Source organism: Ulvibacterium sp. (assembly GCF_028285715.1).
In the GTDB taxonomy this organism is placed as follows: Bacteria; Bacteroidota; Bacteroidia; order Flavobacteriales; family Flavobacteriaceae; genus Ulvibacterium.
In genome coordinates this window covers 138,365-158,843 of record NZ_JANQOO010000020.1, presented here as the reverse complement: position 1 = coordinate 158,843, position 20,479 = coordinate 138,365, and the positions used below count along the sequence as shown (strand labels likewise).

Annotated in this window: 24 protein-coding genes; 13 read left to right on the top strand and 11 right to left on the bottom strand. The window is 41.8% G+C overall.

Going from position 1 to position 20,479, the window contains the following annotated elements:
- Window positions 1-52 precede the first annotated feature (52 nt).
- From pdxA to Q0993_RS12280, 9 genes are all read left to right on the top strand, one after another.
- Window positions 53-1,099: a 4-hydroxythreonine-4-phosphate dehydrogenase PdxA gene (pdxA, locus tag Q0993_RS12320; protein ID WP_299533420.1), complete on the top strand. Its 1,047-nt coding sequence runs from the start codon at window positions 53-55 to the stop codon at window positions 1,097-1,099.
- Between the two features lie 156 nt (window positions 1,100-1,255).
- Window positions 1,256-1,786: a DUF177 domain-containing protein gene (locus Q0993_RS12315; RefSeq protein ID WP_299533418.1), complete on the top strand. Its 531-nt coding sequence runs from the start codon at window positions 1,256-1,258 to the stop codon at window positions 1,784-1,786.
- A 9-nt stretch (window positions 1,787-1,795) separates the two neighbouring features.
- Window positions 1,796-1,993: a 50S ribosomal protein L32 gene (rpmF, locus tag Q0993_RS12310; protein WP_299533416.1), complete on the top strand. Its 198-nt coding sequence runs from the start codon at window positions 1,796-1,798 to the stop codon at window positions 1,991-1,993.
- A 284-nt stretch (window positions 1,994-2,277) separates the two neighbouring features.
- Window positions 2,278-3,273: a beta-ketoacyl-ACP synthase III gene (locus tag Q0993_RS12305; protein WP_299533414.1), complete on the top strand. Its 996-nt coding sequence runs from the start codon at window positions 2,278-2,280 to the stop codon at window positions 3,271-3,273.
- 20 nt (window positions 3,274-3,293) lie between these two features.
- Window positions 3,294-3,785, top strand: a complete 492-nt coding sequence (accB, locus tag Q0993_RS12300; protein ID WP_299533412.1) for an acetyl-CoA carboxylase biotin carboxyl carrier protein — start codon at window positions 3,294-3,296, stop codon at window positions 3,783-3,785.
- Window positions 3,786-3,857: 72 nt separating this feature from the next.
- Window positions 3,858-5,210, top strand: coding sequence for an acetyl-CoA carboxylase biotin carboxylase subunit (gene accC, locus Q0993_RS12295; RefSeq protein ID WP_299533410.1), 1,353 nt, complete (start codon window positions 3,858-3,860; stop codon window positions 5,208-5,210).
- Window positions 5,211-5,264: 54 nt separating this feature from the next.
- On the top strand, window positions 5,265-6,377 hold the full coding sequence (locus tag Q0993_RS12290) for an FAD-binding oxidoreductase (RefSeq protein WP_299533408.1): 1,113 nt from the start codon (window positions 5,265-5,267) through the stop codon (window positions 6,375-6,377).
- 365 nt (window positions 6,378-6,742) lie between these two features.
- The gene (locus Q0993_RS12285; protein ID WP_299533406.1) at window positions 6,743-7,303 is read left to right on the top strand and encodes a hypothetical protein; all 561 of its coding nucleotides are present in this window, start codon (window positions 6,743-6,745) and stop codon (window positions 7,301-7,303) included.
- Between the two features lie 94 nt (window positions 7,304-7,397).
- Window positions 7,398-7,853, top strand: coding sequence for a GreA/GreB family elongation factor (locus Q0993_RS12280; protein ID WP_299533404.1), 456 nt, complete (start codon window positions 7,398-7,400; stop codon window positions 7,851-7,853).
- 78 nt (window positions 7,854-7,931) lie between these two features.
- Here Q0993_RS12280 and Q0993_RS12275 read toward each other — a convergent pair whose 3' ends face one another.
- Window positions 7,932-8,738, bottom strand: a complete 807-nt coding sequence (locus tag Q0993_RS12275; RefSeq protein ID WP_299533402.1) for an alpha/beta hydrolase — start codon at window positions 8,736-8,738, stop codon at window positions 7,932-7,934.
- A gap of 168 nt (window positions 8,739-8,906) precedes the next feature.
- Between Q0993_RS12275 and Q0993_RS12270 the strand changes: the two genes are divergently transcribed.
- Entirely contained in the window at window positions 8,907-9,278 is a 372-nt protein-coding gene (locus Q0993_RS12270) for a SnoaL-like domain-containing protein (protein ID WP_299533400.1), read from the top strand.
- 4 nt (window positions 9,279-9,282) lie between these two features.
- Here Q0993_RS12270 and arfB read toward each other — a convergent pair whose 3' ends face one another.
- The 7 genes from arfB to Q0993_RS12235 form a co-directional block, all read right to left on the bottom strand.
- Window positions 9,283-9,687: an alternative ribosome rescue aminoacyl-tRNA hydrolase ArfB gene (arfB, locus tag Q0993_RS12265; protein WP_299533398.1), complete on the bottom strand. Its 405-nt coding sequence runs from the start codon at window positions 9,685-9,687 to the stop codon at window positions 9,283-9,285.
- 5 nt (window positions 9,688-9,692) lie between these two features.
- A complete protein-coding gene (locus Q0993_RS12260; protein ID WP_299533396.1) occupies window positions 9,693-10,667 on the bottom strand; it encodes an ABC transporter ATP-binding protein in 975 nt (324 codons plus the stop codon).
- Between the two features lie 83 nt (window positions 10,668-10,750).
- Window positions 10,751-12,904, bottom strand: coding sequence for a prolyl oligopeptidase family serine peptidase (locus Q0993_RS12255; protein WP_299533394.1), 2,154 nt, complete (start codon window positions 12,902-12,904; stop codon window positions 10,751-10,753).
- Between the two features lie 182 nt (window positions 12,905-13,086).
- Window positions 13,087-14,076 (bottom strand): aspartate-semialdehyde dehydrogenase, encoded by a 990-nt coding sequence (locus Q0993_RS12250; RefSeq protein WP_299533392.1) that lies wholly within the window; start codon window positions 14,074-14,076, stop codon window positions 13,087-13,089.
- Between the two features lie 191 nt (window positions 14,077-14,267).
- Window positions 14,268-14,672 carry a large conductance mechanosensitive channel protein MscL gene (mscL, locus tag Q0993_RS12245; RefSeq protein WP_299533390.1) on the bottom strand — a complete coding sequence of 135 codons (405 nt, stop codon included), beginning with the start codon at window positions 14,670-14,672 and terminating at the stop codon, window positions 14,268-14,270.
- Window positions 14,673-14,746: 74 nt separating this feature from the next.
- Window positions 14,747-15,868: an alanine racemase gene (alr, locus tag Q0993_RS12240; protein WP_299533388.1), complete on the bottom strand. Its 1,122-nt coding sequence runs from the start codon at window positions 15,866-15,868 to the stop codon at window positions 14,747-14,749.
- Window positions 15,861-16,505, bottom strand: coding sequence for a thymidine kinase (locus Q0993_RS12235; protein ID WP_299533386.1), 645 nt, complete (start codon window positions 16,503-16,505; stop codon window positions 15,861-15,863). Before Q0993_RS12235 ends, alr begins: the two co-directional genes overlap by 8 nt.
- 105 nt (window positions 16,506-16,610) lie before the next feature.
- Between Q0993_RS12235 and Q0993_RS12230 the strand changes: the two genes are divergently transcribed.
- Both Q0993_RS12230 and rsmI read left to right on the top strand, forming a co-directional pair.
- Window positions 16,611-17,300: a hypothetical protein gene (locus Q0993_RS12230; RefSeq protein ID WP_299533384.1), complete on the top strand. Its 690-nt coding sequence runs from the start codon at window positions 16,611-16,613 to the stop codon at window positions 17,298-17,300.
- A gap of 73 nt (window positions 17,301-17,373) precedes the next feature.
- Window positions 17,374-18,045, top strand: coding sequence for a 16S rRNA (cytidine(1402)-2'-O)-methyltransferase (gene rsmI, locus Q0993_RS12225; protein ID WP_299533382.1), 672 nt, complete (start codon window positions 17,374-17,376; stop codon window positions 18,043-18,045).
- A 4-nt stretch (window positions 18,046-18,049) separates the two neighbouring features.
- Here rsmI and Q0993_RS12220 read toward each other — a convergent pair whose 3' ends face one another.
- Both Q0993_RS12220 and Q0993_RS12215 read right to left on the bottom strand, forming a co-directional pair.
- Complete coding sequence (locus Q0993_RS12220; protein ID WP_299533380.1) at window positions 18,050-18,634, bottom strand: Crp/Fnr family transcriptional regulator; 585 nt, start codon at window positions 18,632-18,634, stop codon at window positions 18,050-18,052.
- A 67-nt stretch (window positions 18,635-18,701) separates the two neighbouring features.
- Window positions 18,702-19,277, bottom strand: coding sequence for a DinB family protein (locus tag Q0993_RS12215; protein ID WP_299533378.1), 576 nt, complete (start codon window positions 19,275-19,277; stop codon window positions 18,702-18,704).
- A gap of 137 nt (window positions 19,278-19,414) precedes the next feature.
- On the opposite strand from Q0993_RS12215, the gene Q0993_RS12210 reads away from it, so the two are divergent.
- On the top strand, window positions 19,415-20,005 hold the full coding sequence (locus Q0993_RS12210; protein ID WP_299533376.1) for a uracil-DNA glycosylase family protein: 591 nt from the start codon (window positions 19,415-19,417) through the stop codon (window positions 20,003-20,005).
- On the opposite strand, the gene Q0993_RS12205 is transcribed toward Q0993_RS12210, so the two are convergent.
- Window positions 19,988-20,440, bottom strand: a complete 453-nt coding sequence (locus tag Q0993_RS12205) for a hypothetical protein (RefSeq protein ID WP_299533374.1) — start codon at window positions 20,438-20,440, stop codon at window positions 19,988-19,990. The genes Q0993_RS12210 and Q0993_RS12205 overlap by 18 nt on opposite strands.
- Window positions 20,441-20,479: the final 39 nt, after the last annotated feature.

Sequence of the window (20,479 nt, the reverse complement as noted above, 5' to 3'; positions counted from 1 at the left end):
CTTAAATTAAGTAATTTTGTGCGATAAATTTAGGGATAAAGCCAAAGAAAATATGCAGGAAAATCGAAAAATACGGCTAGGGATTTCAATAGGGGACCTCAACGGAATTGGATGTGAGGTGATTCTTAAAACCTTTGAGGATTCCCGTATGTTGGATTTCTGTACACCTGTAATTTTTGCCTCCAATAAAACCGTTTCCTTCCAGAAAAATGAATTAGGGATTGCTATTAAGTATCATGGCATCCATGATGCCTCCAAAACTATTGACGACAAGATTAATGTGGTGAATGTCTGGAAAGAAATACCGCAGGTAGAATTTGGAAAGGAGACCCAAGAAGCGGGTAAATATGCCCTAAGATCGTTGCGGGCGGCTGTAAAATCTCTTAAAGAGGATGCTATTGATGTCTTGGTCACCGCTCCGATCAACAAAACCAATATTCAGTCCGAGGATTTTAAATTTCCGGGACATACGGATTATCTGACGCAAGAATTGGAAGGAGAGAGTCTTATGTTTATGGTTACGGATACCTTAAAAGTAGGATTGCTTACTGATCACGTTGCCGTGAAGGACGCACCGGCTACCATAAATCCCATCTTGGTTAGGACCAAGGTGCGTACAATTGAAAAATCCTTACAGATGGATTTTGGGATTCGAAGGCCAAAAATTGCCCTTTTGGGCATTAATCCCCATAGTGGGGATAATGGAGTTATTGGAAAGGAAGACGATGAAGTGTTAAAGCCTGTTATCAAGGAAATGTCAGATGCCGGACATCTGGTCTTTGGCCCATATTCCGCAGATAGTTTTTTCGGCTCGGATTCCTATAAGAACTTTGATGCGGTTTTGGCGGCCTATCACGACCAAGGCTTAATTCCCTTCAAGACGCTTTCCTTTGGTAAAGGGGTCAATTATACCGCAGGTCTTTCAAAAGTCCGTACGTCCCCGGATCATGGTACGGCCTATGAAATTGCCGGAAAGGGTAAGGCGGACCATAGCTCTTTTAAGGAGGCGGTATTTACCGCCCTGCACATTTTTAGGAACAGATTGGAATTCAAGGAACTGAACGAGAATCCTCTACAAAAACAAAAGGTTAGGCGATAGACCGACACAATTTAACAGCAAGTTTTACAGTCTGTTGGTGCCCTGAACATTTGACCGGCAACTATTGGCTTTTATTAAAATAATAGTATCTTTGCACCCGCCATAACGGAAACGTTTGGTCCCCCTCAAGGGCATTGGTCAAAAAGTATTGGTACGATGAAGCATAAGGAATTTACTATTCCTTTCTCGGGATTGAAGCAGGGAAAGCATGAGTTTACCTATACTATTAACAATACGTTCTTTGATTCCTTTGGGTACGAGGAGTTCAATGAAGCCCAAATAGATTTCTCGGCGGAACTGAACAAGATGAGTACTATGCTCGAATTGCGGTTAAAGGGCAACGGCATAGTAAATGTGGATTGCGACTTAACAAGTGAACCTTATGACCAACCTATTTCTGCCCAATTGGAATTAGTGGTCAAGTTTGGAGAAGATTTCAATAATGAGGACGATGAGATATTGATTATTCCCCATGGGGAACACCAAATTAATATAGCACAATACGCCTACGAAATGTTGGTGCTAGCTGTCCCGCAAAAGCGTATACATCCAGGCGTCTTGGATGGAACCCTAAAATCCGACACGCTGGATAAGCTTAAGGAGTTGCAACCTAAGGAGATTAAAGAGAATTCTGAAAAAAATGACCCGCGGTGGGATGCATTAAAACAGTTTTTAACGGATAAATAATATATAAAAATGGCACATCCTAAAAGAAAAATATCCCGAACTAGAAGGGATAAGAGAAGAACCCATTACAAGGCCGTTGCTCCTACCTTGGCCACGGATCCCACGACAGGGGAAATGCATCTGTACCATAGGGCACATTGGCATGAAGGCAAATTGTATTATAAAGGTCAGGTTCTTATGGACAAGACCGAGGAAACAGAGGCTTAAAAACGATATCTACACTATTCTTGAATTCCTGTCCTTAATGGGCAGGTTTTTTTGTAGGCGCCTATTTTTTAAACATGAAAATGGCATTTGGTCAAGAGCAAATAACAACTTCAAGGATTACTTCAAATGCCCTACTACCAGGGAATGGGTAGGATTAAAACCGAAACATATAATCTTCAAATTCTCTAAATCCCTTTAATTTTCAAAAAAGTCGCAGAAAATCAGTATTTTTCACGAATTTTGATGCATTTTAGAAGTTTTTTTGATGTAAAATCAACTTTAGGATGGGTAAATTAACGGCAGCCATTACAGCTGTAGGAGCTTACGTTCCAAACTTTGTGTTGACCAATAAAATGCTGGAAGGCATGGTGGATACCAACGATGAATGGATTGTTACCAGAACCGGCATCAAGGAAAGGAGAATACTAAAACCTGAGGAAGGTGAAGGATCATCCTATTTGGCCATTAAAGCAGCAAAAAATCTTCTGGAAAAAAGAAAAATAGACCCCGAGGAAATCGACTTGGTTATGGTTGCCACCGCCACTCCGGATAGTTTGGTCGCTTCTACGGCGGCCTTTGTTGCCTCGGAAATTGGGGCTACCAATGCCTTTGCCTATGATTTACTGGCGGCCTGTTCCAGTTTTCTGTTCGGGATGTCCACGGCGGCGAGCTATATCCAATCTGGCCGTTATAAAAAGGTTTTATTAATAGGGGCGGATAAAATGTCGTCGATTATTGATTATACGGATAGAACTACCTGTATTATTTTCGGTGATGGGGCCGGGGCCGTTCTTTTTGAACCAAATACGGAAAACCTTGGAATACAGGATGAGTATCTTAGGGCGGATGGCTCAGGAAGACAGTTTTTAGGGATGGATGCCGGAGGTTCATTGCTTCCCGCCTCGGAGGAAACGGTAAGGGACCGAAAGCATTTTATTTATCAAGATGGCAAAACGGTATTTAAATTTGCCGTCTCTAATATGGCGGATGTGGCGGTAAGGATTATGGAACGGAATAATTTGAATAATGAAGATGTGTCATGGCTTGTACCCCATCAGGCCAATAAACGAATCATTAATGCAACAGCCAAAAGAATGGGCCTGGAGGATTCCAAGGTGATGATAAATATACACCGTTATGGCAATACCACCGCTGCTACTCTTCCACTTCTGTTGAGGGATTATGAGGACCAACTAAAAAAGGGTGACAACCTGATTTTTGCTGCTTTTGGCGGAGGCTTTACATGGGGATCCATTTATTTAAAGTGGGCCTATAACTAAAACTATAAAACTGAAATGTAATGGATATCAAGGAAATTCAAAGCCTAATCAAATTCGTGGCAAAATCCGGTGCCAGCGAAGTAAAACTTGAGACGGACGATATTAAAATCACCATTCGGACCGGAACTGTAGGATCTGTACCTGATACAACGTATGTACAGCAAATTCCTGTTCCGCAAGCTCCAATTGCACCAATTCCCCAAACCCCTGCGGAAACCCCTACTCCGTCTACGGAAGCGAACACTAAGGAGACTCCGGAAGAGGATGCCAAATATATCACTATAAAATCGCCCATTATAGGAACTTTTTATAGGAAACCTTCACCGGATAAACCGGCATTTGTAGAGGTAGGTAGTAACATCGCTAAAGGGGATGTTCTCTGTGTCATAGAGGCTATGAAACTTTTTAATGACATAGAATCCGAGGTGTCCGGTAAAATCGTAAAGGTTTTGGTGGAGGACTCCTCACCGGTAGAATTTGATCAACCTCTGTTTTTGGTAGATCCATCCTAGGTTAAATTACAATACCCAAACTCCAAACGCCAAAATCGTATTGGAATGTGAGATTTGAAATTTTAAGGTATTATGTTCAAAAAAGTATTGATTGCAAATAGGGGGGAAATCGCCCTTAGGATTATCCGGACGTGTAAGGAAATGGGTATCAAAACCGTTGCTGTCTATTCTAAGGCAGATGAGGAAAGTCTACATGTTAGATTTGCCGACGAGGCAGTCTGTATAGGTCCCGCTCCCAGTAACGAATCCTATTTAAAAATCCCCAATATCATAGCTGCCGCGGAGATTACCAATGCGGATGCCATTCACCCCGGATATGGATTTCTGTCCGAGAATTCAAAATTTTCTAAGATTTGTGCCGAACATGAGATAAAATTTATAGGTGCTTCTGGAGAACAAATTGATCAAATGGGGGACAAGGCTACGGCCAAGGCCACCATGAAAAGAGCTGGGGTACCTACCATTCCAGGATCAGATGGACTTTTAAAGGATGTTGCCGATGCCAAAAAAACTGCAAAGAAGATGGGTTATCCGGTTATGATCAAGGCTACTGCCGGGGGTGGAGGCAAGGGAATGCGCGCTATCTGGTCCGAAGATCAAATGGAGAGTAACTTTGAAAGTGCCGTTAAGGAAGCTACTGCGGCTTTTGGCAATGGGGGTATGTACATGGAGAAACTCATCGAAGAGCCCCGCCACATTGAGATACAGGTAGTGGGAGATCAATATGGGAAGGCATGCCACCTTTCTGAAAGGGATTGCTCCGTCCAACGGCGTCATCAAAAATTGACCGAAGAAACCCCCTCTCCCTTTATGACCGATAAGCTAAGGGATGAAATGGGGAAGGCCGCCATAAAGGCAGCAGAATTTATTAAATATGAGGGAGCCGGTACCATAGAGTTTTTAGTGGACAAACATCGCAACTTCTATTTTATGGAAATGAATACCCGTATACAGGTAGAGCATCCCATAACCGAACAGGTAGTGGATTATGATCTAATTCGGGAACAGATTTTGGTTGCAGGAGGTGTACCTATCTCAGGCAAGAACTATATTCCAAAACTGCATTCCATAGAATGCCGTATCAATGCGGAAGACCCTTATAATGATTTTAGACCTTCACCCGGTAGGATAACCACTTTGCACACTCCGGGAGGGCATGGGGTAAGAATGGACACCCATGTATATAGTGGTTATGTGATTCCGCCAAACTACGATTCCATGATTGCCAAGTTGATTACCACGGCGCAGACGCGTGAAGAAGCCATAAACAAAATGAAACGTGCATTGGATGAATTTGTGATAGAAGGCATCAAAACCACAATTCCTTTCCATAGACAGCTTATGGAGCACCCTGATTATTTGGCAGGGAATTATACCACCAAGTTTATGGAAGATTTTAGGATGGAAGCGCAGCCCGAAGGATGAACTGACGGGTCCTGACAGTTCTTCTAAACTCGTCGGTCATACGAATTCAGTAAGATGAACCTCAGCTATTGGGAATATAAAACGTGGCTGTCCAATATAGACTTTGCGATTATAGGAAGTGGGATAGTTGGGCTTAATTGTGCGCTTAGGCTAAAGCATGCCCACCCCAAATCCAAAATAGTAGTTCTAGAAAGAGGTGTTCTGCCGCAGGGAGCCAGTACTAAAAATGCCGGGTTTGCCTGCTTTGGTAGTATTTCCGAAATTTTGGCCGATTTACAAGCCCATTCCGATGAACAAGTATTTCGTCTTGTAAGGCAAAGATGGAAAGGGATACAATTACTTCGTAGCATTTTAGGGGATAGGCAAATCGGGTTCCAACAAAATGGGGGATACGAACTTTTTTTGGAGGAACAGACAGCACTTTACGAGAATTGTCTAGACCATATGGCGAAGATCAATGCCCTATTAAAACCGATATTTGGTGCCAAACCCTTTAGCCTAAATGCCAATTCCCTTAATTTCAAAAAAATAAAGGAAAGCTATATTGCGCACTCCTTCGAGGGACAATTGGACACGGGTAAAATGATGATGGCCCTTTTGCAACTGGCACAACAAAAAGGGATTATTGTTTTAAACTCGATAACCGTCAATGATTTTGTGGAAAATCAGGGAAGCGTATCACTTCAAACCAACGCTTTTGAATGCGATAGCCAAAAGTTGTTCATAGCCACCAATGGGTTTGCATCCCAACTATTAAACGAAAATGTAAGACCCGCCCGCTCTCAGGTAGTAATTACCAAACCTATTCAAAACTTGGAAATTAAAGGTACATTCCACCTGGATGAAGGGTATTATTATTTTCGGAATATTGATAATCGCATACTACTAGGAGGGGGCAGAAACCTTGATATTGAAGGAGAGGAAACATTTTTTTTCGGCCAAACCGAATTGATTCAAAATCGATTGGAAGAACTACTGGAACAGGTCATACTTCCCAATACCACCTTTGAAGTTGACCAGAGATGGAGCGGAATTATGGGGGTAGGCAAGGAAAAAAGACCTATTGTAAAACAGGTTTCCAAAAATGTGTACGGAGCCGTTCGTTTGGGTGGCATGGGGATTGCTATAGGTAGTTTGGTAGGAAAGGAGTTGGCTGATCTTGTCTAAAGACCAGGTCGCATTTACTAGGTCAAGGCTAGTATTAATACGTTCCATTCAGCTGAATAAAGCCGTTGGTTTTACTGTACAAGTAATATTTTCTTCTTATATTGAGACCTTAACTTTTTCATTAGCTTCCCCAGAGCTTAATCCACCTTTTTTATGAACTGAACCCCATATCCTTCACCTTAGGGGATATGAACTATTTGCTTTGGTAGATATCCATGTCGTCCATTTTTAGACAATCGGATGGGTAACGATTAGGGAGTATACTAAAACTATGATTTATGAAAAACGGTGTCCCGAGAAAATTTGGTTTAGTTTGTATAACAGTCCTCATGGTGTCTTTTTGTGTTGGATGTTCCTCATCGAAAATGAATTTTAAAAGGGAGTACAACAAAGTATGGAAGGAAATGGTGAAATCCGAGGCATGGAAGAATTCTCTATTGGCCGATCGAACGGTAAAACCGAAGGAGGAAATGGATTTTTATACAAGTATTTTAGATGCGGGAATAGGGAGGGAAGATTCCTACAACCCATTGATGGAGGAAGAAGTGGCGTTTGAGGAAAAATATAACACTCTAGTTTCCCGGGCGTATTTCAAAATTATTGCCGAAGCTGAAAAGGCGGATCATCGTCTCAAGAAAGAATATGAGGAATGGAATGCCAAGAAATTTGAAGCGGGCAATAAAGGGAACGTTGCGTTCAGGAAGCAACTCAACTTGATAAATCGACGATATTCCGCACACCAAAAGATGCTCAAAGGTCTTAAATCCTGGAATATTTTAAGCGAATATAGATCGGACGACCTGCGGTTCTTTAAAAATGAAAATAGGGATGAGGTAAAGCAAATGTTCAATACAGGCAAAGAAGATAGTGCAATTGTAAACCTTTTGATATATCGGTTGGCAGACCTGTATCATTTTGAGGAATAGGCTTTACTTTATCTTTAGTGCCATATATACTTATCTGAAATCGAGTTAAGGATTTAAATACCCATTTCTTTACTATTTTCCAATTAGTTTTTTAATGAAAGGAATTACCAAAGAGGAGCTATTGGCGTTTTGCGAGGCTTTTGTAGTAGATCGCATTACCCGTATCCGGAAGAATATGTTAAATATTCGAGAAGCGTTGGACTCGGAAACTAAAAGCAGTGCAGGCGACAAACATGAAACTGCCAGGTCCATGTTACAGCTAGAACGCGAAAAACTAGGCCGCCAATTGGCGAAAGCAGAGGAAATGAAATATGTGGTGGCCAGGATAAATTTAAAGGACAGCATGGAAACCATAGGTCTTGGTAGCTGTATTACTACCTCAAAGGGGAACTACTTTTTGGCTATTTCCGCAGGGGCTTTTACAAAAAAGGATTTATCCGTTTTTTGTATCTCTATTGGGACACCTATTGGAAGGTTGTTGTTAGGGAAGACTGTTGGGGATACCGTTGTTTTCAATGGGCAAAAAATCGAAATTTTGGCAATTGAATAGCCGACAAAATACGGTTTGATTTTATTGCCTTTTAAAACATTTCCAAGATGTGTCACATTTGTACTTGGATGGAATAGCTTACTTCGCTTTTTTCCGATTCAGAAATTCAATGGAGATATCCAGAAATTGGGATTTATTTGTACCGTCAATTGGGATATGCCCGGAATTGGGAATGATCCACAATTCCGAATCGGGCAAATTCTTATGAAGTGCAAGCGCCGCGTCCACGCCCAATATCTCATCACGGTCACCATTAATAACCAATGTTCGGGTGCGCATTGCCATTAAATCTTCTTCCTCAAGTCTAATTTCGTAATTCAAGTTAGGATTGAACAAGGCCCTGATTTGTTGGTCTCCCTGAGGATGTAGTTCCCGAAGTTGCTCCACAAAGGAGGGAGGGAGGTCGTCAAAGGTGAATTGATTATCAAGCGCTTTGTTATCCCCGCCGCTATAATTATGGGAAGCACCAATAAGTATTACGGATTCCAGCCGATCCGGAAGTAAACCGCCAATTTGAAGCAAAACCAGTCCGCCATAACTCAGACCAATGGCCTTGACCCCTTTTAAGCTTAAATAATCAGTTAGGGCTATGATATCATTGGCCGATTTTTGTATGGAAAAATCCTTGGTCAATGGCGTGGTTTTACCATGTCCCCTTAAGTCTACGACGTATACTTCATAACTTTGGGCATAGGTGGAAATGTATTCCGACCAAAATTGGGAAGATTGTGTCCAGCCATGAAGAAGAAGCAACGGTTCACCTTTGCCGTATTGTTCATAGTACAACTCAATACCATTTACGTTTACGATCTCGGTCTTATTGGGTTTCTGTGCATGACCTTGTCCTACTAGTAAGGCTACTAAAATTAGTAATAGCTTTTTCATTTTGAAATGCAACGATAAATTGGACGTAATACGCAAACAATCGGTCATAAGTGATAACGAATATCGGAATATCCAAACGACTACTCCATCTATAATTAACCATAAATTAAGAAAAGGAACCGGTATTCTTTATAAATTTAAAACTATTAACCAATTAAAATTTAAGGAATGTCTACACAAGAAGTTGCTGACAAGTTAGTAAGCCTTTGCAAGGAGGGAAAATATGATGAAGCCTACGAGCTTTATGCAGATGATGCGGTAAGTATTGAAATGCCGGGTATGCCAGGGGATGAAGTGACCCAGGGCAAGGAAAAAATTATTGACGGATATTATCAATGGGCCAATAGTATTGAAGAGGTTCATGGAGGTTCAGTGGGAGAACCTGTGGTTGCCGGGAATCACTTTATGCTCCCAATGATGAGTGATGCCACTTTCAAAGGGCAGGGCAGGTGGAAAATGGAAGAACTGTGTTTGTACCAAGTTGAAAATGGTAAAATTAAAAAAGCGCAATTCTTTTATGACGTACCCGATATGGGTTAAAGGATTAGTCCAAAATGGGTTTCCCGCGACTTGCTTTTTTCTGGGAGGTCATTTTTTTGGTCTTTAATCTTTTTTCTTTTGCGGCTTGGGAAGGCTTTGTTCTTTTTCTTTTTTTTGGAACCTTTAATGCAGATGCCATAATATCCAAAAAACGATGGATTACAAGTTCCTTGTTTTTATGTTGACTCCGTGTGGCGTCGCAATGTAAAAGCAATAGGCCATTGTTCGTTAATCTAGATTTTAATTTGTGTAACAGACGCTCCTTTTCCGAATCCATAAAGGCGGCGGAGCGCATAAGATCAAAAGTCAATTCAATTTTAGTGGATACCTTGTTCACATGCTGTCCGCCAGCACCACTACTGCGAATGGCCTTAAATCGAAGTTCCCTTATCAGTTGCCCCTTATCCATGAAGACTAGCTGTTTAATCGCTGATTTATGGTTTCTAAGGAAATGTTCAGAAAAACGTTCTTCCCGTCCTCCAGAGCCGAATGATGATTAAAGTAAATGTTTTGGTCTTCATAGGTTCCTAATATCATATAATGTCCCCCCATATAATATGATTCTTTTACAAGGACTTCCAAACCCGATTTTTCCGAGACCTTAAACTCATGGGCATACACGATAATGCGACGTTTGGTATCCGCATATGATTTAATAACATTTATGGGGATTCTATTGGCCTCACCGAACAACGAGGCGATGTATAGGTCCTTGGGATGTTCGTATAAGTTTTTGGGGGTATCCTTGGCAATAATCTTTCGGTCCTTCAAAACGATTACCCGATCGGCAAAGGGAAGCATATCATTATGATCATGGGTTGCCGTTAAAACGGTTATGCCCTCTTTTTTTAGAAAGGTGAACAAATTCCTTCTCAAGGTGTTTTTCCTAAAATTATCGATATGGCTAAACGGCTCGTCCAACAAAAGAATTTGGGGTTGCTGGGCAAGTACCCTGGCCAAGGCAACCCGTTGTTGCTGCCCACCGCTTAGGTAGCGTACCTTGGTCTGGGCCAAATGGGTCATTTCTATCATTTCCATAAGCTCCCAAGTACGGGCCTTGAGTTCCTTGGGTTCAAAAACGGAAAGGTATTGGCTTATATTTTCAAAAACGGTTGTATAAGGCATCAGATCAAAATCCTGAGCCAGATATTTCATATAGGGTTCACCTGGAACCAAATTGTACAAAGGCCCCTTTATTTGGTTTTCATCCCAATAGATTTCGCCTACCTTAATATGCAGAAGGCCGTAGATAATCTTTAGCAAGGTGCTTTTTCCACAACCGCTTTCCCCAATAATGGAAACGTGTTCACCTTTGGAGACCTTTAGGTTTATGTCCTCCAACACCGATGTTTCGTCATAGGCAAATGATACGTGATCTACTTGAAGCATATGAAGTGTCGTTCAAGGGAAAATAAAATCCGTTCCCAAATTAAGAAACGGATTTTCCTATGAAATATTGATAGTCTCCGGGATTAATCCTTAAATTCTTTAAGCACGCTTTGGTTGGGCAATTCCTTAAAGCCCATATTGTAAAGGGTAAATCCAAAAATATCCGCGTACTGCTCAATAATTTTGCTTACCGGGGTACCCGCTCCGTGCCCTGCCTTGGTCTCTATACGAATCAATGTGGGATTTTCCCCGATCTGCTTTTCCTGTAGCTCCGCTGCAAATTTAAAGCTATGGGCAGGAACCACACGGTCATCATGGTCTCCGGTGGTTATTAAGGTAGCGGGATATTCCGTTCCTGTCTTTACGTTATGTAGTGGAGAATAACCCTTTAAATAAGCAAACATTTCCTTACTCTCCTCAGCGGTTCCATAATCATAGGCCCATCCGGCACCAGCTGTAAATGTATGATAGCGCAACATGTCCAAGACCCCTACTGCTGGCAAGGCTACCTGCATTAAATCCGGTCGTTGGGTCATGGTAGCCCCCACCAAAAGCCCTCCATTGGAGCCGCCTCTAACGGCAAGGTATTCTTTGGAAGTGTAGTTGTTGTTGATGAGATATTCCGCTGCAGCTATAAAATCATCAAAAACATTTTGTTTTTTTAGTTTCGTTCCGGCAATATGCCACGCTTTACCATATTCGCCACCACCGCGAAGGTTGGGAACGGCATAAATGCCTCCCTGTTCCATCCAAATTGCGTTGACAATGCTGAACGAGGGAGTGAGGCTAATGTTGAACCCTCCATAACCGTATAGGATAGTGGGGTTTTTTCCGTTGTATTCAATTCCTTTTTTATGAGTAATGATCATGGGTACTTCTGTACCATCCTTCGAATTATAGAATACTTGTTTGGATTCGTAATCAGAAGGATTGAAATCAATTTCCGGCTTCCAGTATTGGTCATATTTTCCAGTATCCACATTATACTTGTAGGATGAACCTGGAGTGTTATAGTTCGTAAAAGAAAAATAAAATTCCCTATCTTCCTTCTTGCCCCCAAATCCACCGGCACTACCAACACCTGGGAGTCCTACTTCCCGAATCAAATTTCCTTCATAATCGTATTGTAAGACCTTGGAAATCGCATCTACCATATATTCGGTAAAAAAATACCCACCTCCGGTACCCGCGGTCAGTACATTTTCTGTTTCCGGAATAAAGTCTTTCCAATTGTTTGGAACCGGGTCGGCTGCATCCGTCACAACAATTTTCTTATTGGGGGCATTCCGGTTAGTGACCAAGTACAATTGAGTTCCTACATTTTCTATAACATTGGTATCCGATTCCGTATCATCCAATACGGTTACCAATTTGGAATAGGGATCCGTTAAATCTTTCAAATACAATTTGTTGCCCGAGGTCGAGGTCGATGCGGAAATAAAAAGGTAGCGTTCATCTTCGGAAACATAACCGCTTACATAACGATGTTTTTGGGCCAATGTTCCGCCAAAAACAATTTTGTCCTCAACTTGGGAGGTACCCAATCTGTGATAGTATAATTTATGTTGGTCAGTTTTGGCGGAAAGTTCGCTGCCTTTGGGTTTGTCATAGCTGGAATAGAAGAAACCTTCATTGCCCTTCCATGAAATACTGCTGAATTTGATATCAACCAAAGTATCCTCCACAATTTCCCTGGTCTCTGTATCGATAACTATCCCTTTACGCCAGTCGCTCCCTCCTTCGGATATGAGGTATGCGGCCATTGAACCGTCTTTGGTAAAGCTAAGGCCCATTAATGAAGTAGTTCCATCTTTGGAAAAAGTATTTGGGTCTAGGAAAACCTCTTCCTCTCCTTCATCTTTTTTGCGATAAACCACATATTGATTTTGTAACCCGTCGTTCTTATAGAAATAGGTATATTCACCTTCTTTAAAGGGGGAGCCCAACTTTTCATAATTCCAAAGCTTCTCAAGACGATTTCTAAGGTCGTCCCGAAACGGGATACTGTCCAAATAACCAAAGGTAGTTTTGTTCTGTGCCTTTACCCAATCTTCAGTTTCCGCACTTCGGTCGTCTTCCAACCAGCGGTAAGAATCTTTTACTTCGGTTCCAAAGTAGGTATCTATGGTATCTACCTTTTTTGTATTAGGATAGTTCACTATGATAGGATTTCTCTCTTTTTTGATGTTACAAGCAGTAAAGATAGGCACTAGGAAAAAGACGACGATTTTTCTCATTTCAATTGGAATTAAATCTGATAAAAATATCCCAAAAGCATGTGAAATCAATGGATTTGGAAAGATTTAACTTTATTTAAGGAAGCTGCGGGAGAGATGTTCGGAATTGGGTAGCCACTGGTCCGCTTGTACCCTTTAAGCAGGGCTTTACAAAAGTTAGAACTTTGATTACTTCCAGATGCCTACACCAACTGGTTTTCCACTAAATACTCCGCAATTTGAACGGCATTGGTTGCCGCTCCTTTTCTAAGATTGTCGGAAACTATCCACATATTCAATGTGTTGCGCTGGGTTTCGTCCCTACGGATACGACCAACAAAAACTTCGTCCTTGTCATGAGCATAAATGGGCATGGGATAGGTATTGGTATCCGGATTGTCCTGTACTGTTACCCCAGGGGTTTCGTTTAATAATTTTCGAACTTCATTGAGCTCAAAATCGTTTTCGAATTCCACATTTACAGATTCTGAATGCCCTCCAGCTGTGGGAATACGCACTGCCGTGGCACTTACCGAAAAAGTACGGTCGTCCAATATCTTTTGTGGCTCACGGGCTAGTTTCATTTCTTCCTTGGTATATCCGTTTTCCATAAAGACATCGCAATGTGGTAATGCATTTCTATTAATGGGATAGGGATAGGCCATTTCACCCGGAACGCCGGCCATTTCGTTTTCGAGTTGTTTTACGGCTTTTACACCCGTTCCAGACACGGATTGATAGGTAGAGACCACCACACGCTTCATCCGATACTTCTGATGCAGCGGTGCCAGTGCCATAACCATTTGTATGGTAGAACAATTAGGGTTGGCAATGATTTTGTCCGTCGCCTTTAATTCATGGGCATTGATTTCAGGAACGACCAACTTTTTGGTTGGATCCATACGCCAGGCAGAGGAATTGTCAACGACCGTAGTACCGGCCTCTGCAAACTTGGGAGCCCATTCCAAGGAAGTATCCCCTCCTGCCGAGAAAATGGCAATATCGGGTTTTGCGGCTACTGCTTCGTTAAGACCTACAACTGTATGTTCCTCTCCCTTAAAGGTCAATTTTTTACCTACGGAACGTTCCGATGCTACCAATAACAATTCGGTTATAGGAAAATTACGTTCCGCCAATACCTTTAACATCACTTCGCCTACCATACCTGTGGCGCCTACTACAGCTACTTTCATTACCAATGAATTTGGAAGGGCAAATGTACTCCATGAACCTGGACTGTACAAGTAAAGAAGACCAAATTAAAAAAATATAACAAAATGTTATAAAAATACAATTAGTTTTAAAAAAGAAAAACCCCTGTTTATGCAGGGGCTAATGGTTTTTGATTGTGATGTAGCGGGGTCTTTTACAAGACCGGATATCGTTATTGCTTTTTTAATAAGTCCCGGATTTCGGCCAAGAGTTCCTCTTGGGTAGGTCCTGATGGGGCAGGCTTTGGTTTCGGTGCCCGAACCTTGTTGTAGGATCGTACAATCATGAAAAGGACAAAACCTACAATGATCAAATTGATGATTGTGTTTATCCAGGCACCATATCTAATGGCACTTTCAGGTTTTTCTACAGTTCCATCAGCAGCGATTACGGCTTCGGAAAGTATAACTTTCATATCGGCAAAATCCATTCCACCGGCAAAATGCCCGACAATGGGCATCATTATATCGTTTACAAATCCGTTTACCACAAGCCCAACGGCTCCTGCAAGTATAACGGCTACCGCCAAATCAATGACGTTCCCCGTCATGATAAAGTTCTTAAATTCTTTCCACATGGTTTTAGTGCTTTTAGTTACTATTTGTTCGTGTTTGCACGCAATATAGCCAAAAAAACACTGTTAATGAAACGTTAATTATCAAAACAATCTCCAACAAAAACGCGCTTTACTCTTTGTGAAATACCCGTTAGAAGCTCATAGGAGATGGTATTTGCAGTGGATGCAAATTCTTCTGCAGTTGGGTCTTCCCCAAAGATGACAACTTCATCTCCTTCTCGACAATCAATTCCTGTAATGTCTATCATAATCATATCCATACAGACATTTCCAATGATAGGTGCCTTTTTACCGTGTACCATTACATACGTATTTCCATTGCCGTACTGCCTGCCAATCCCATCAGCATGTCCTAGAGGAAGTGTGGCGGTAACCCGATACCCATCGGATACGTAGGCCCTGTTGTATCCCACAGTTTCATTGGGTTCAATTTTATGGATTTGTGAAATAATGGTCTTAAGGCGGGCAACGGGTCTTAACCTAGCATCGATATTCTTTTCGTTTCCATAACCGTACAGACCTATCCCACTTCGGACCATATCGAATTGGGATTCTGAATAATTGATGATGCCTGAGGTATTCAATAAATGCCGAAAAGGGGCAGGATCCAGTTTTTTGTCCACCTGAGCTGCAATTTTTTGAAACGTATTGATTTGACCATTTGTAAAAGTAGCTTCCTTCAAATCCTCGGACGCCGCCAAATGGGAGAAAATAGAAACTATCTTAATCTCGTTCCGCCCAACCAATTGCTCTATAATATAATCCACATCATTCTCCCAGAACCCCAGGCGATTTAGACCTGTATTGAATTTAATATGTACTGGATAATCCTTTTGCTTGTTTTTTTTGGCCATTTCAAGAAACTCCCTAAGAATTTTTGGGGAATATAAGCTGGGTTCCAGGCCTTTTTGTATGAGGGCATCAAAATTTGAGGGCTGGGGATGTAATACCAAAATAGGGGTTTTTATGCCTCCATCCCGCAAGACTGCGCCTTCTTTTACATAGGCCACTGCAAAATAGTCCACTCCCAGGCCTTCCAACTTTCGTGCAATTTTTGTTGCGTCACTACCATAGGCAAATGCTTTTACCACGGCCAGGAATTTTGTGGTAGGTCGTAATTTGGATTTTAGATAGGTGTAGTTGTGCTCTAGGGCATCTAAATCGATTTCAAGAACGGTTTCGTTGGTTTTAAGCATCGGGACTTTTAGCATTTGATCGGAGCTCTTCGGCTTCCACGTCCATCTTTTTTATCTTTTCCCGTAGCATTGCCTTAAAAAAAGCGGCCCTGCTCAAAGGTTCATATTCTTCAACCTCTCCAAGCATTACCAAATCATTGTTGTTCGATTTTCGAAAACTATAATTCGCGAGGTTTCCCGTACGGGTACATATAGCATGTACTTTAGTCACATATTCCGCAGTGGCCATTAACGCAGGCATTGGCCCGAAGGGATTTCCTTTGAAGTCCATATCCAGCCCGGCTACCACCACCCGAACACCTTTGTTGGCCAAATCATTGCAAACGGTCACTATTTCATCATCAAAGAACTGGGCCTCATCTATACCCACGACATCACATGTGTCTGCCAAAATACGAATATTCGCTGCTGCCGGTACCGGGGTGGAACGGATTTCGTTGGCATCATGGGAGATTACCTTATCCTCATGATACCGATTGTCCACAATAGGCTTAAATATTTCTACCTTGAGCTTTGCGAACTGTGCTCGCTTCAATCTACGGATAAGTTCCTCGGTTTTACCAGAAAACATGGAGCCGCAGATGACCTCTATCCAGCCGAATTGTTCTTTGTTATTAACGGTATTTTCGAGAAACATTTTGTAATTTTAGACGAAAATAAGGGGTTTCTTCGTTCCTAATTCTAGGGAGCATTAAAATTACTAAAAAAGGGACACCTTTTCCGAAAGGATAAAATAAAAGCAATGAAACGAAAATTAAAGGAGGAACTGCGAAAGCTATCTACAGATATCATTACCTCCAGGAACTTAAATGAAATCACCGACCTCTATGAAGCAGCCAAAGGCCTTTACGAGAAACTGGCTGTATTGAAGTTTATAGAAAACGAGTTGAACGATGTAGAAGTGGACGTTTCCAAAAGCGCTATGGCTACCAAGTTTGAGAAAATGGCAAACGCCGTGCTGAATGCCAACTCATCAGTTCCGGAGAGCAATCCCCATAGTGAGGATATCATGACGCCGGGAATAGATACCATAAAGGACATGGTTTCCGAAATGCCCAATGAAACACCGGTAGATGAGGTTTTGGCCGAGTTTATGACGAAGCCGGAATATGTGAAGAACGACAAGGAACTCTTTATGCCTTCCAAGGAGAACGGGGCAAAACGGGAGATAAGACCAAAATCCTTAAATGACAAATTTGGGAATACCGATATCAAAGTGGATCTCAATGACCGATTGGCCTTCGTGAAACATCTTTTTAACGAAAGCACGGAGGATTTCAACAGGGTCATTTCCCAACTGAATACCATAGACTCCGAGGAACGTTCCATTTCTTTTATCACCAACATGGTAAAACCAGATTATGACCATTGGGAGGGAAAAGAAGAATATGAGGATCGATTTATGGCTTTGATCCAACGAAGATTTTTATAAAATCCTTACATAATTATCAAAACAGGATGCCGGAAGTTGTGGAATCAATTTCCGGCTTTTGATTTTTTCAGAAATGGGAAAGCTTTATATTGTACCTACACCTATAGGAAATCTTGAGGATATTACCTTAAGGGCCATTAGCATTTTAAAAAAAGCGGACACCATTCTAGCTGAAGATACCAGAACCAGTGGGAAGTTGTTACAGCATTACAACATTGTTACCCCAATGCAATCCCATCACATGCATAATGAGCACAAAACGGTAGATGCCATCGTTAAGAGAATGGTGTCCGGAGAAACCATTGCCCTTATTTCCGACGCAGGTACCCCCGCGATTTCCGATCCCGGATTTTTGTTGACACGGGCGTGCATTGAAAATGACATCGCTGTGGAATGTCTTCCAGGAGCGACCGCCTTGATACCGGCATTGGTGAATAGTGGGCTCCCCAATGATAAATTTGTTTTTGAGGGATTTCTTCCCTTAAAAAAGGGTCGCCAAACCCGATTGGAGTTTTTGGCTACGGAGACCCGTACCATGGTATTCTATGAGTCACCCCATAAACTAGTAAGGACCTTGGCCCAGTTCGTAGTGTATTTCGGGGAAGATCGGGCCGTTTCTGTTTCCCGGGAACTGACAAAAGTGTACGAGGAAATAATACGAGGAACGGTTGCCGAGGTTTTGGCGTATTATTCCGATAAGCCGCCTAAAGGTGAAATTGTTATCGTGGTCGCCGGGAAAAAATAGCATTTTAATAGTGGGTCGATTTTCGAAGACGGCTAAAGGTTTCCGGTTGCATATTCAAATAGGAGGCTAAATATTTTTGGGGAATTACTCGCAGTTCTTTGGGACAACGCTGCATAAATTGTATATAACGTTCTTCTGCCGATAGGGTAAGCAACTCCACCTCACGATATAAGCGTCCGATAAGGATGTCCCTAAAAAAATGATGTCCCCAAGTCTGGAAATCCGGATAAAGCTCAAAAAGGCTCTGATAGTTTTCCCAATTAATGGCCAACATTTTGGAGGGTTTTAGGGCTTCCAAAAAAGTAAATGATGGAGTCTTATACATAAAGGAATCGAATACTCCCGAAGGACTTCCTGAATAGGAAAACCCCAAAACCACTTTTTCCCCTTTTTCATTGAGTATATATAGGGCCTGTACACCCTCCAGAACAAAATAAAAGTAGCGCTCGGTAGTACCCGCTTCGGTAATGAGCTCTGATCGATTAAAAGATTTGAGAACCCAGAGTGAACGGAATTTTGATTCTTCTACGGCACCCAAATGAACCTGTGGAAAAAAGGCTTTCAGTTTTTGATAAGTAACGTCTTCCATGGAAACTATTTGGCGTATGGGTCATAAAAATAAGGTTTACTCAAGTAAAAGTAACCTATAACCCCTTTTAAGATAGTGAATCCAAAGTTTCTTGAATTTGAACAAGGTGTCGCTCAGCATGGCTCAACAAAAACTCAAAACATTCGGGTAAATAGAAGGTTACTATAGGGCCTATGGCAGAAGAGACTTTGGTCTTTGAGACTTCTTTTTGCCGACCGTTAAGAATGGACTGTTTTAAATGATCATATAAATGGTTAAATTTCTCGAATGCCTCATTGATTTGTTCTTGGCTTAGGTTATTGGAAAAGATAGGTTCAAATTTCTGTAGGGTCTTCATTTTCCATTGGCGTTTGCCCTCTTTGGGACGTTGCCCCTTAATTATTAGTTTTTGCCATGCCCGCGCCTTTAGGACTTCATTTTCAGTAGTACGTTCCGGTGATTTTGCCAGGGCTGCATCTATTTTTTCAACATAAAATGTATATGCAATGCTTAGGTGTTCTATAATTTCCAAAACACTCCAAGCCTTGGGTTTTGGAGGGGTGGTCAACTTTGAGATATCCAATTCCTGAAGTTGCCCTATGGTCTTCATCAAGAGATTCAAACGTTGAATTTGATTTTCGGACGTAATCAATAAGGGAGGCATACATAACTGATTTTGTTCGAAACAAAAGTCCGACTTTTGTCCTTTGGAAATATTGATTTGTATCAAGAAAAACAAAATGGAAGATGAAGGATCCCTGTTAGTTTATCTTATGGTTTTCGACAATTTCTTCAGTATTCATGGAAAATTTACTTGCTGAAATACGAAACTGTGAAGTATGCAAAGCTCATTTGCCCATGGGCCCAAGGCCCATTGTTGCAGCAAATCCGCAATCCAGGATTGCTATAGTCGGACAGGCCCCGGGGACCAAAGTACATAAGACAGGTATCCCTTGGGACGACCCCAGTGGAAAGCAATTGCGGAAATGGCTCGGCGTCACGGATGCTGTTTTTTATGACGAAAAGAAAATTGCGCTGATTCCCATGGGTTTCTGCTATCCAGGAAAGGGGAAAGGTGGTGATTTGCCACCACGAGCTGAGTGCGCCCCTTTATGGCATACACCGCTTTTTGATCAAATGCCCAACCTACAATTGATTATCCTGATCGGGCAATATGCACAACGCTATTATTTGGGCGAAAAAATGGAAAAGAATCTGACCGAAACGGTCAGGGCCTATAAAAACTACTTGCCACGTTATTTCGTATTGCCACACCCTTCACCCAGAAATCGATTTTGGTTGAGTAAAAACCCCTGGTTTGCAGAGGAAGTCATCACCGAGTTGCGATCCCGAGTTAAAAAAACACTTGACCAACTATTGCTTCAACGTTGAGAAATAAACCCAGAGGATAAAAAACAACTGCAGTGGAATTCTAAACCACAAGTAGGATATTCCTTTTCCATCAAGCTGCCCGGTCTGGTAATTGATGTTCTCCAAAGACGCTTTAATGTTCGCCGGAATAATCAGGATAAGGAAAACGATTAGTAGCCAGGCCACGGTAACCCTATACTTGGGAATAAGCAGGCCTATGGCGAAAAGTATCTCCATGACACCGGTAAGGTAGACCAATTCTTTTTTTGCAGGAACGAAATTGGGCAGCATTTGTGCCATTCCATCGGTAAAGACAAAGTGACCGATTGCCGTAAACAACAGCATAGCGGCCATGGCAATTTGTGCTGCTAAGGACAGGGATAACTGCCCTTTTATAAACCTGAGCAGGATTAAAGAAAGAAGAAAAGTTATCAGTAAGACTAGTAATGGTTTCATAGGGCAAAGATTCCCATTAAAATGATGCCTTGCAATGAA

Excerpts from the sequence above, each read along its gene's own strand:
- Q0993_RS12255 (WP_299533394.1), bottom strand. The coding sequence starts at position 12,904 with ATGAGAAAAATCGTCGTCTTTTTCCTAGTGCCTATCTTTACTGCTTGT.
- mscL (WP_299533390.1), bottom strand. The coding sequence starts at position 14,672 with ATGTGGAAAGAATTTAAGAACTTTATCATGACGGGGAACGTCATTGAT.
- Q0993_RS12235 (WP_299533386.1), bottom strand. The coding sequence starts at position 16,505 with ATGTTTCTCGAAAATACCGTTAATAACAAAGAACAATTCGGCTGGATA.
- Q0993_RS12215 (WP_299533378.1), bottom strand. The coding sequence starts at position 19,277 with ATGCCTCCCTTATTGATTACGTCCGAAAATCAAATTCAACGTTTGAAT.
- Q0993_RS12220 (WP_299533380.1), bottom strand. The coding sequence starts at position 18,634 with ATGGAAGACGTTACTTATCAAAAACTGAAAGCCTTTTTTCCACAGGTT.
- arfB (WP_299533398.1), bottom strand. The coding sequence starts at position 9,687 with ATGGATAAGGGGCAACTGATAAGGGAACTTCGATTTAAGGCCATTCGC.
- pdxA (WP_299533420.1), top strand. The coding sequence starts at position 53 with ATGCAGGAAAATCGAAAAATACGGCTAGGGATTTCAATAGGGGACCTC.
- Q0993_RS12280 (WP_299533404.1), top strand. The coding sequence starts at position 7,398 with ATGAAAGGAATTACCAAAGAGGAGCTATTGGCGTTTTGCGAGGCTTTT.
- accC (WP_299533410.1), top strand. The coding sequence starts at position 3,858 with ATGTTCAAAAAAGTATTGATTGCAAATAGGGGGGAAATCGCCCTTAGG.
- Q0993_RS12270 (WP_299533400.1), top strand. The coding sequence starts at position 8,907 with ATGTCTACACAAGAAGTTGCTGACAAGTTAGTAAGCCTTTGCAAGGAG.
- Q0993_RS12260 (WP_299533396.1), bottom strand. The coding sequence starts at position 10,667 with ATGCTTCAAGTAGATCACGTATCATTTGCCTATGACGAAACATCGGTG.
- Q0993_RS12285 (WP_299533406.1), top strand. The coding sequence starts at position 6,743 with ATGAATTTTAAAAGGGAGTACAACAAAGTATGGAAGGAAATGGTGAAA.
- alr (WP_299533388.1), bottom strand. The coding sequence starts at position 15,868 with ATGCTTAAAACCAACGAAACCGTTCTTGAAATCGATTTAGATGCCCTA.
- rsmI (WP_299533382.1), top strand. The coding sequence starts at position 17,374 with ATGGGAAAGCTTTATATTGTACCTACACCTATAGGAAATCTTGAGGAT.
- Q0993_RS12290 (WP_299533408.1), top strand. The coding sequence starts at position 5,265 with ATGAACCTCAGCTATTGGGAATATAAAACGTGGCTGTCCAATATAGAC.
- Q0993_RS12275 (WP_299533402.1), bottom strand. The coding sequence starts at position 8,738 with ATGAAAAAGCTATTACTAATTTTAGTAGCCTTACTAGTAGGACAAGGT.
- Q0993_RS12250 (WP_299533392.1), bottom strand. The coding sequence starts at position 14,076 with ATGAAAGTAGCTGTAGTAGGCGCCACAGGTATGGTAGGCGAAGTGATG.
- Q0993_RS12230 (WP_299533384.1), top strand. The coding sequence starts at position 16,611 with ATGAAACGAAAATTAAAGGAGGAACTGCGAAAGCTATCTACAGATATC.
- accB (WP_299533412.1), top strand. The coding sequence starts at position 3,294 with ATGGATATCAAGGAAATTCAAAGCCTAATCAAATTCGTGGCAAAATCC.
- Q0993_RS12315 (WP_299533418.1), top strand. The coding sequence starts at position 1,256 with ATGAAGCATAAGGAATTTACTATTCCTTTCTCGGGATTGAAGCAGGGA.
- Q0993_RS12205 (WP_299533374.1), bottom strand. The coding sequence starts at position 20,440 with ATGAAACCATTACTAGTCTTACTGATAACTTTTCTTCTTTCTTTAATC.
- Q0993_RS12305 (WP_299533414.1), top strand. The coding sequence starts at position 2,278 with ATGGGTAAATTAACGGCAGCCATTACAGCTGTAGGAGCTTACGTTCCA.
- Q0993_RS12210 (WP_299533376.1), top strand. The coding sequence starts at position 19,415 with ATGGAAAATTTACTTGCTGAAATACGAAACTGTGAAGTATGCAAAGCT.
- rpmF (WP_299533416.1), top strand. The coding sequence starts at position 1,796 with ATGGCACATCCTAAAAGAAAAATATCCCGAACTAGAAGGGATAAGAGA.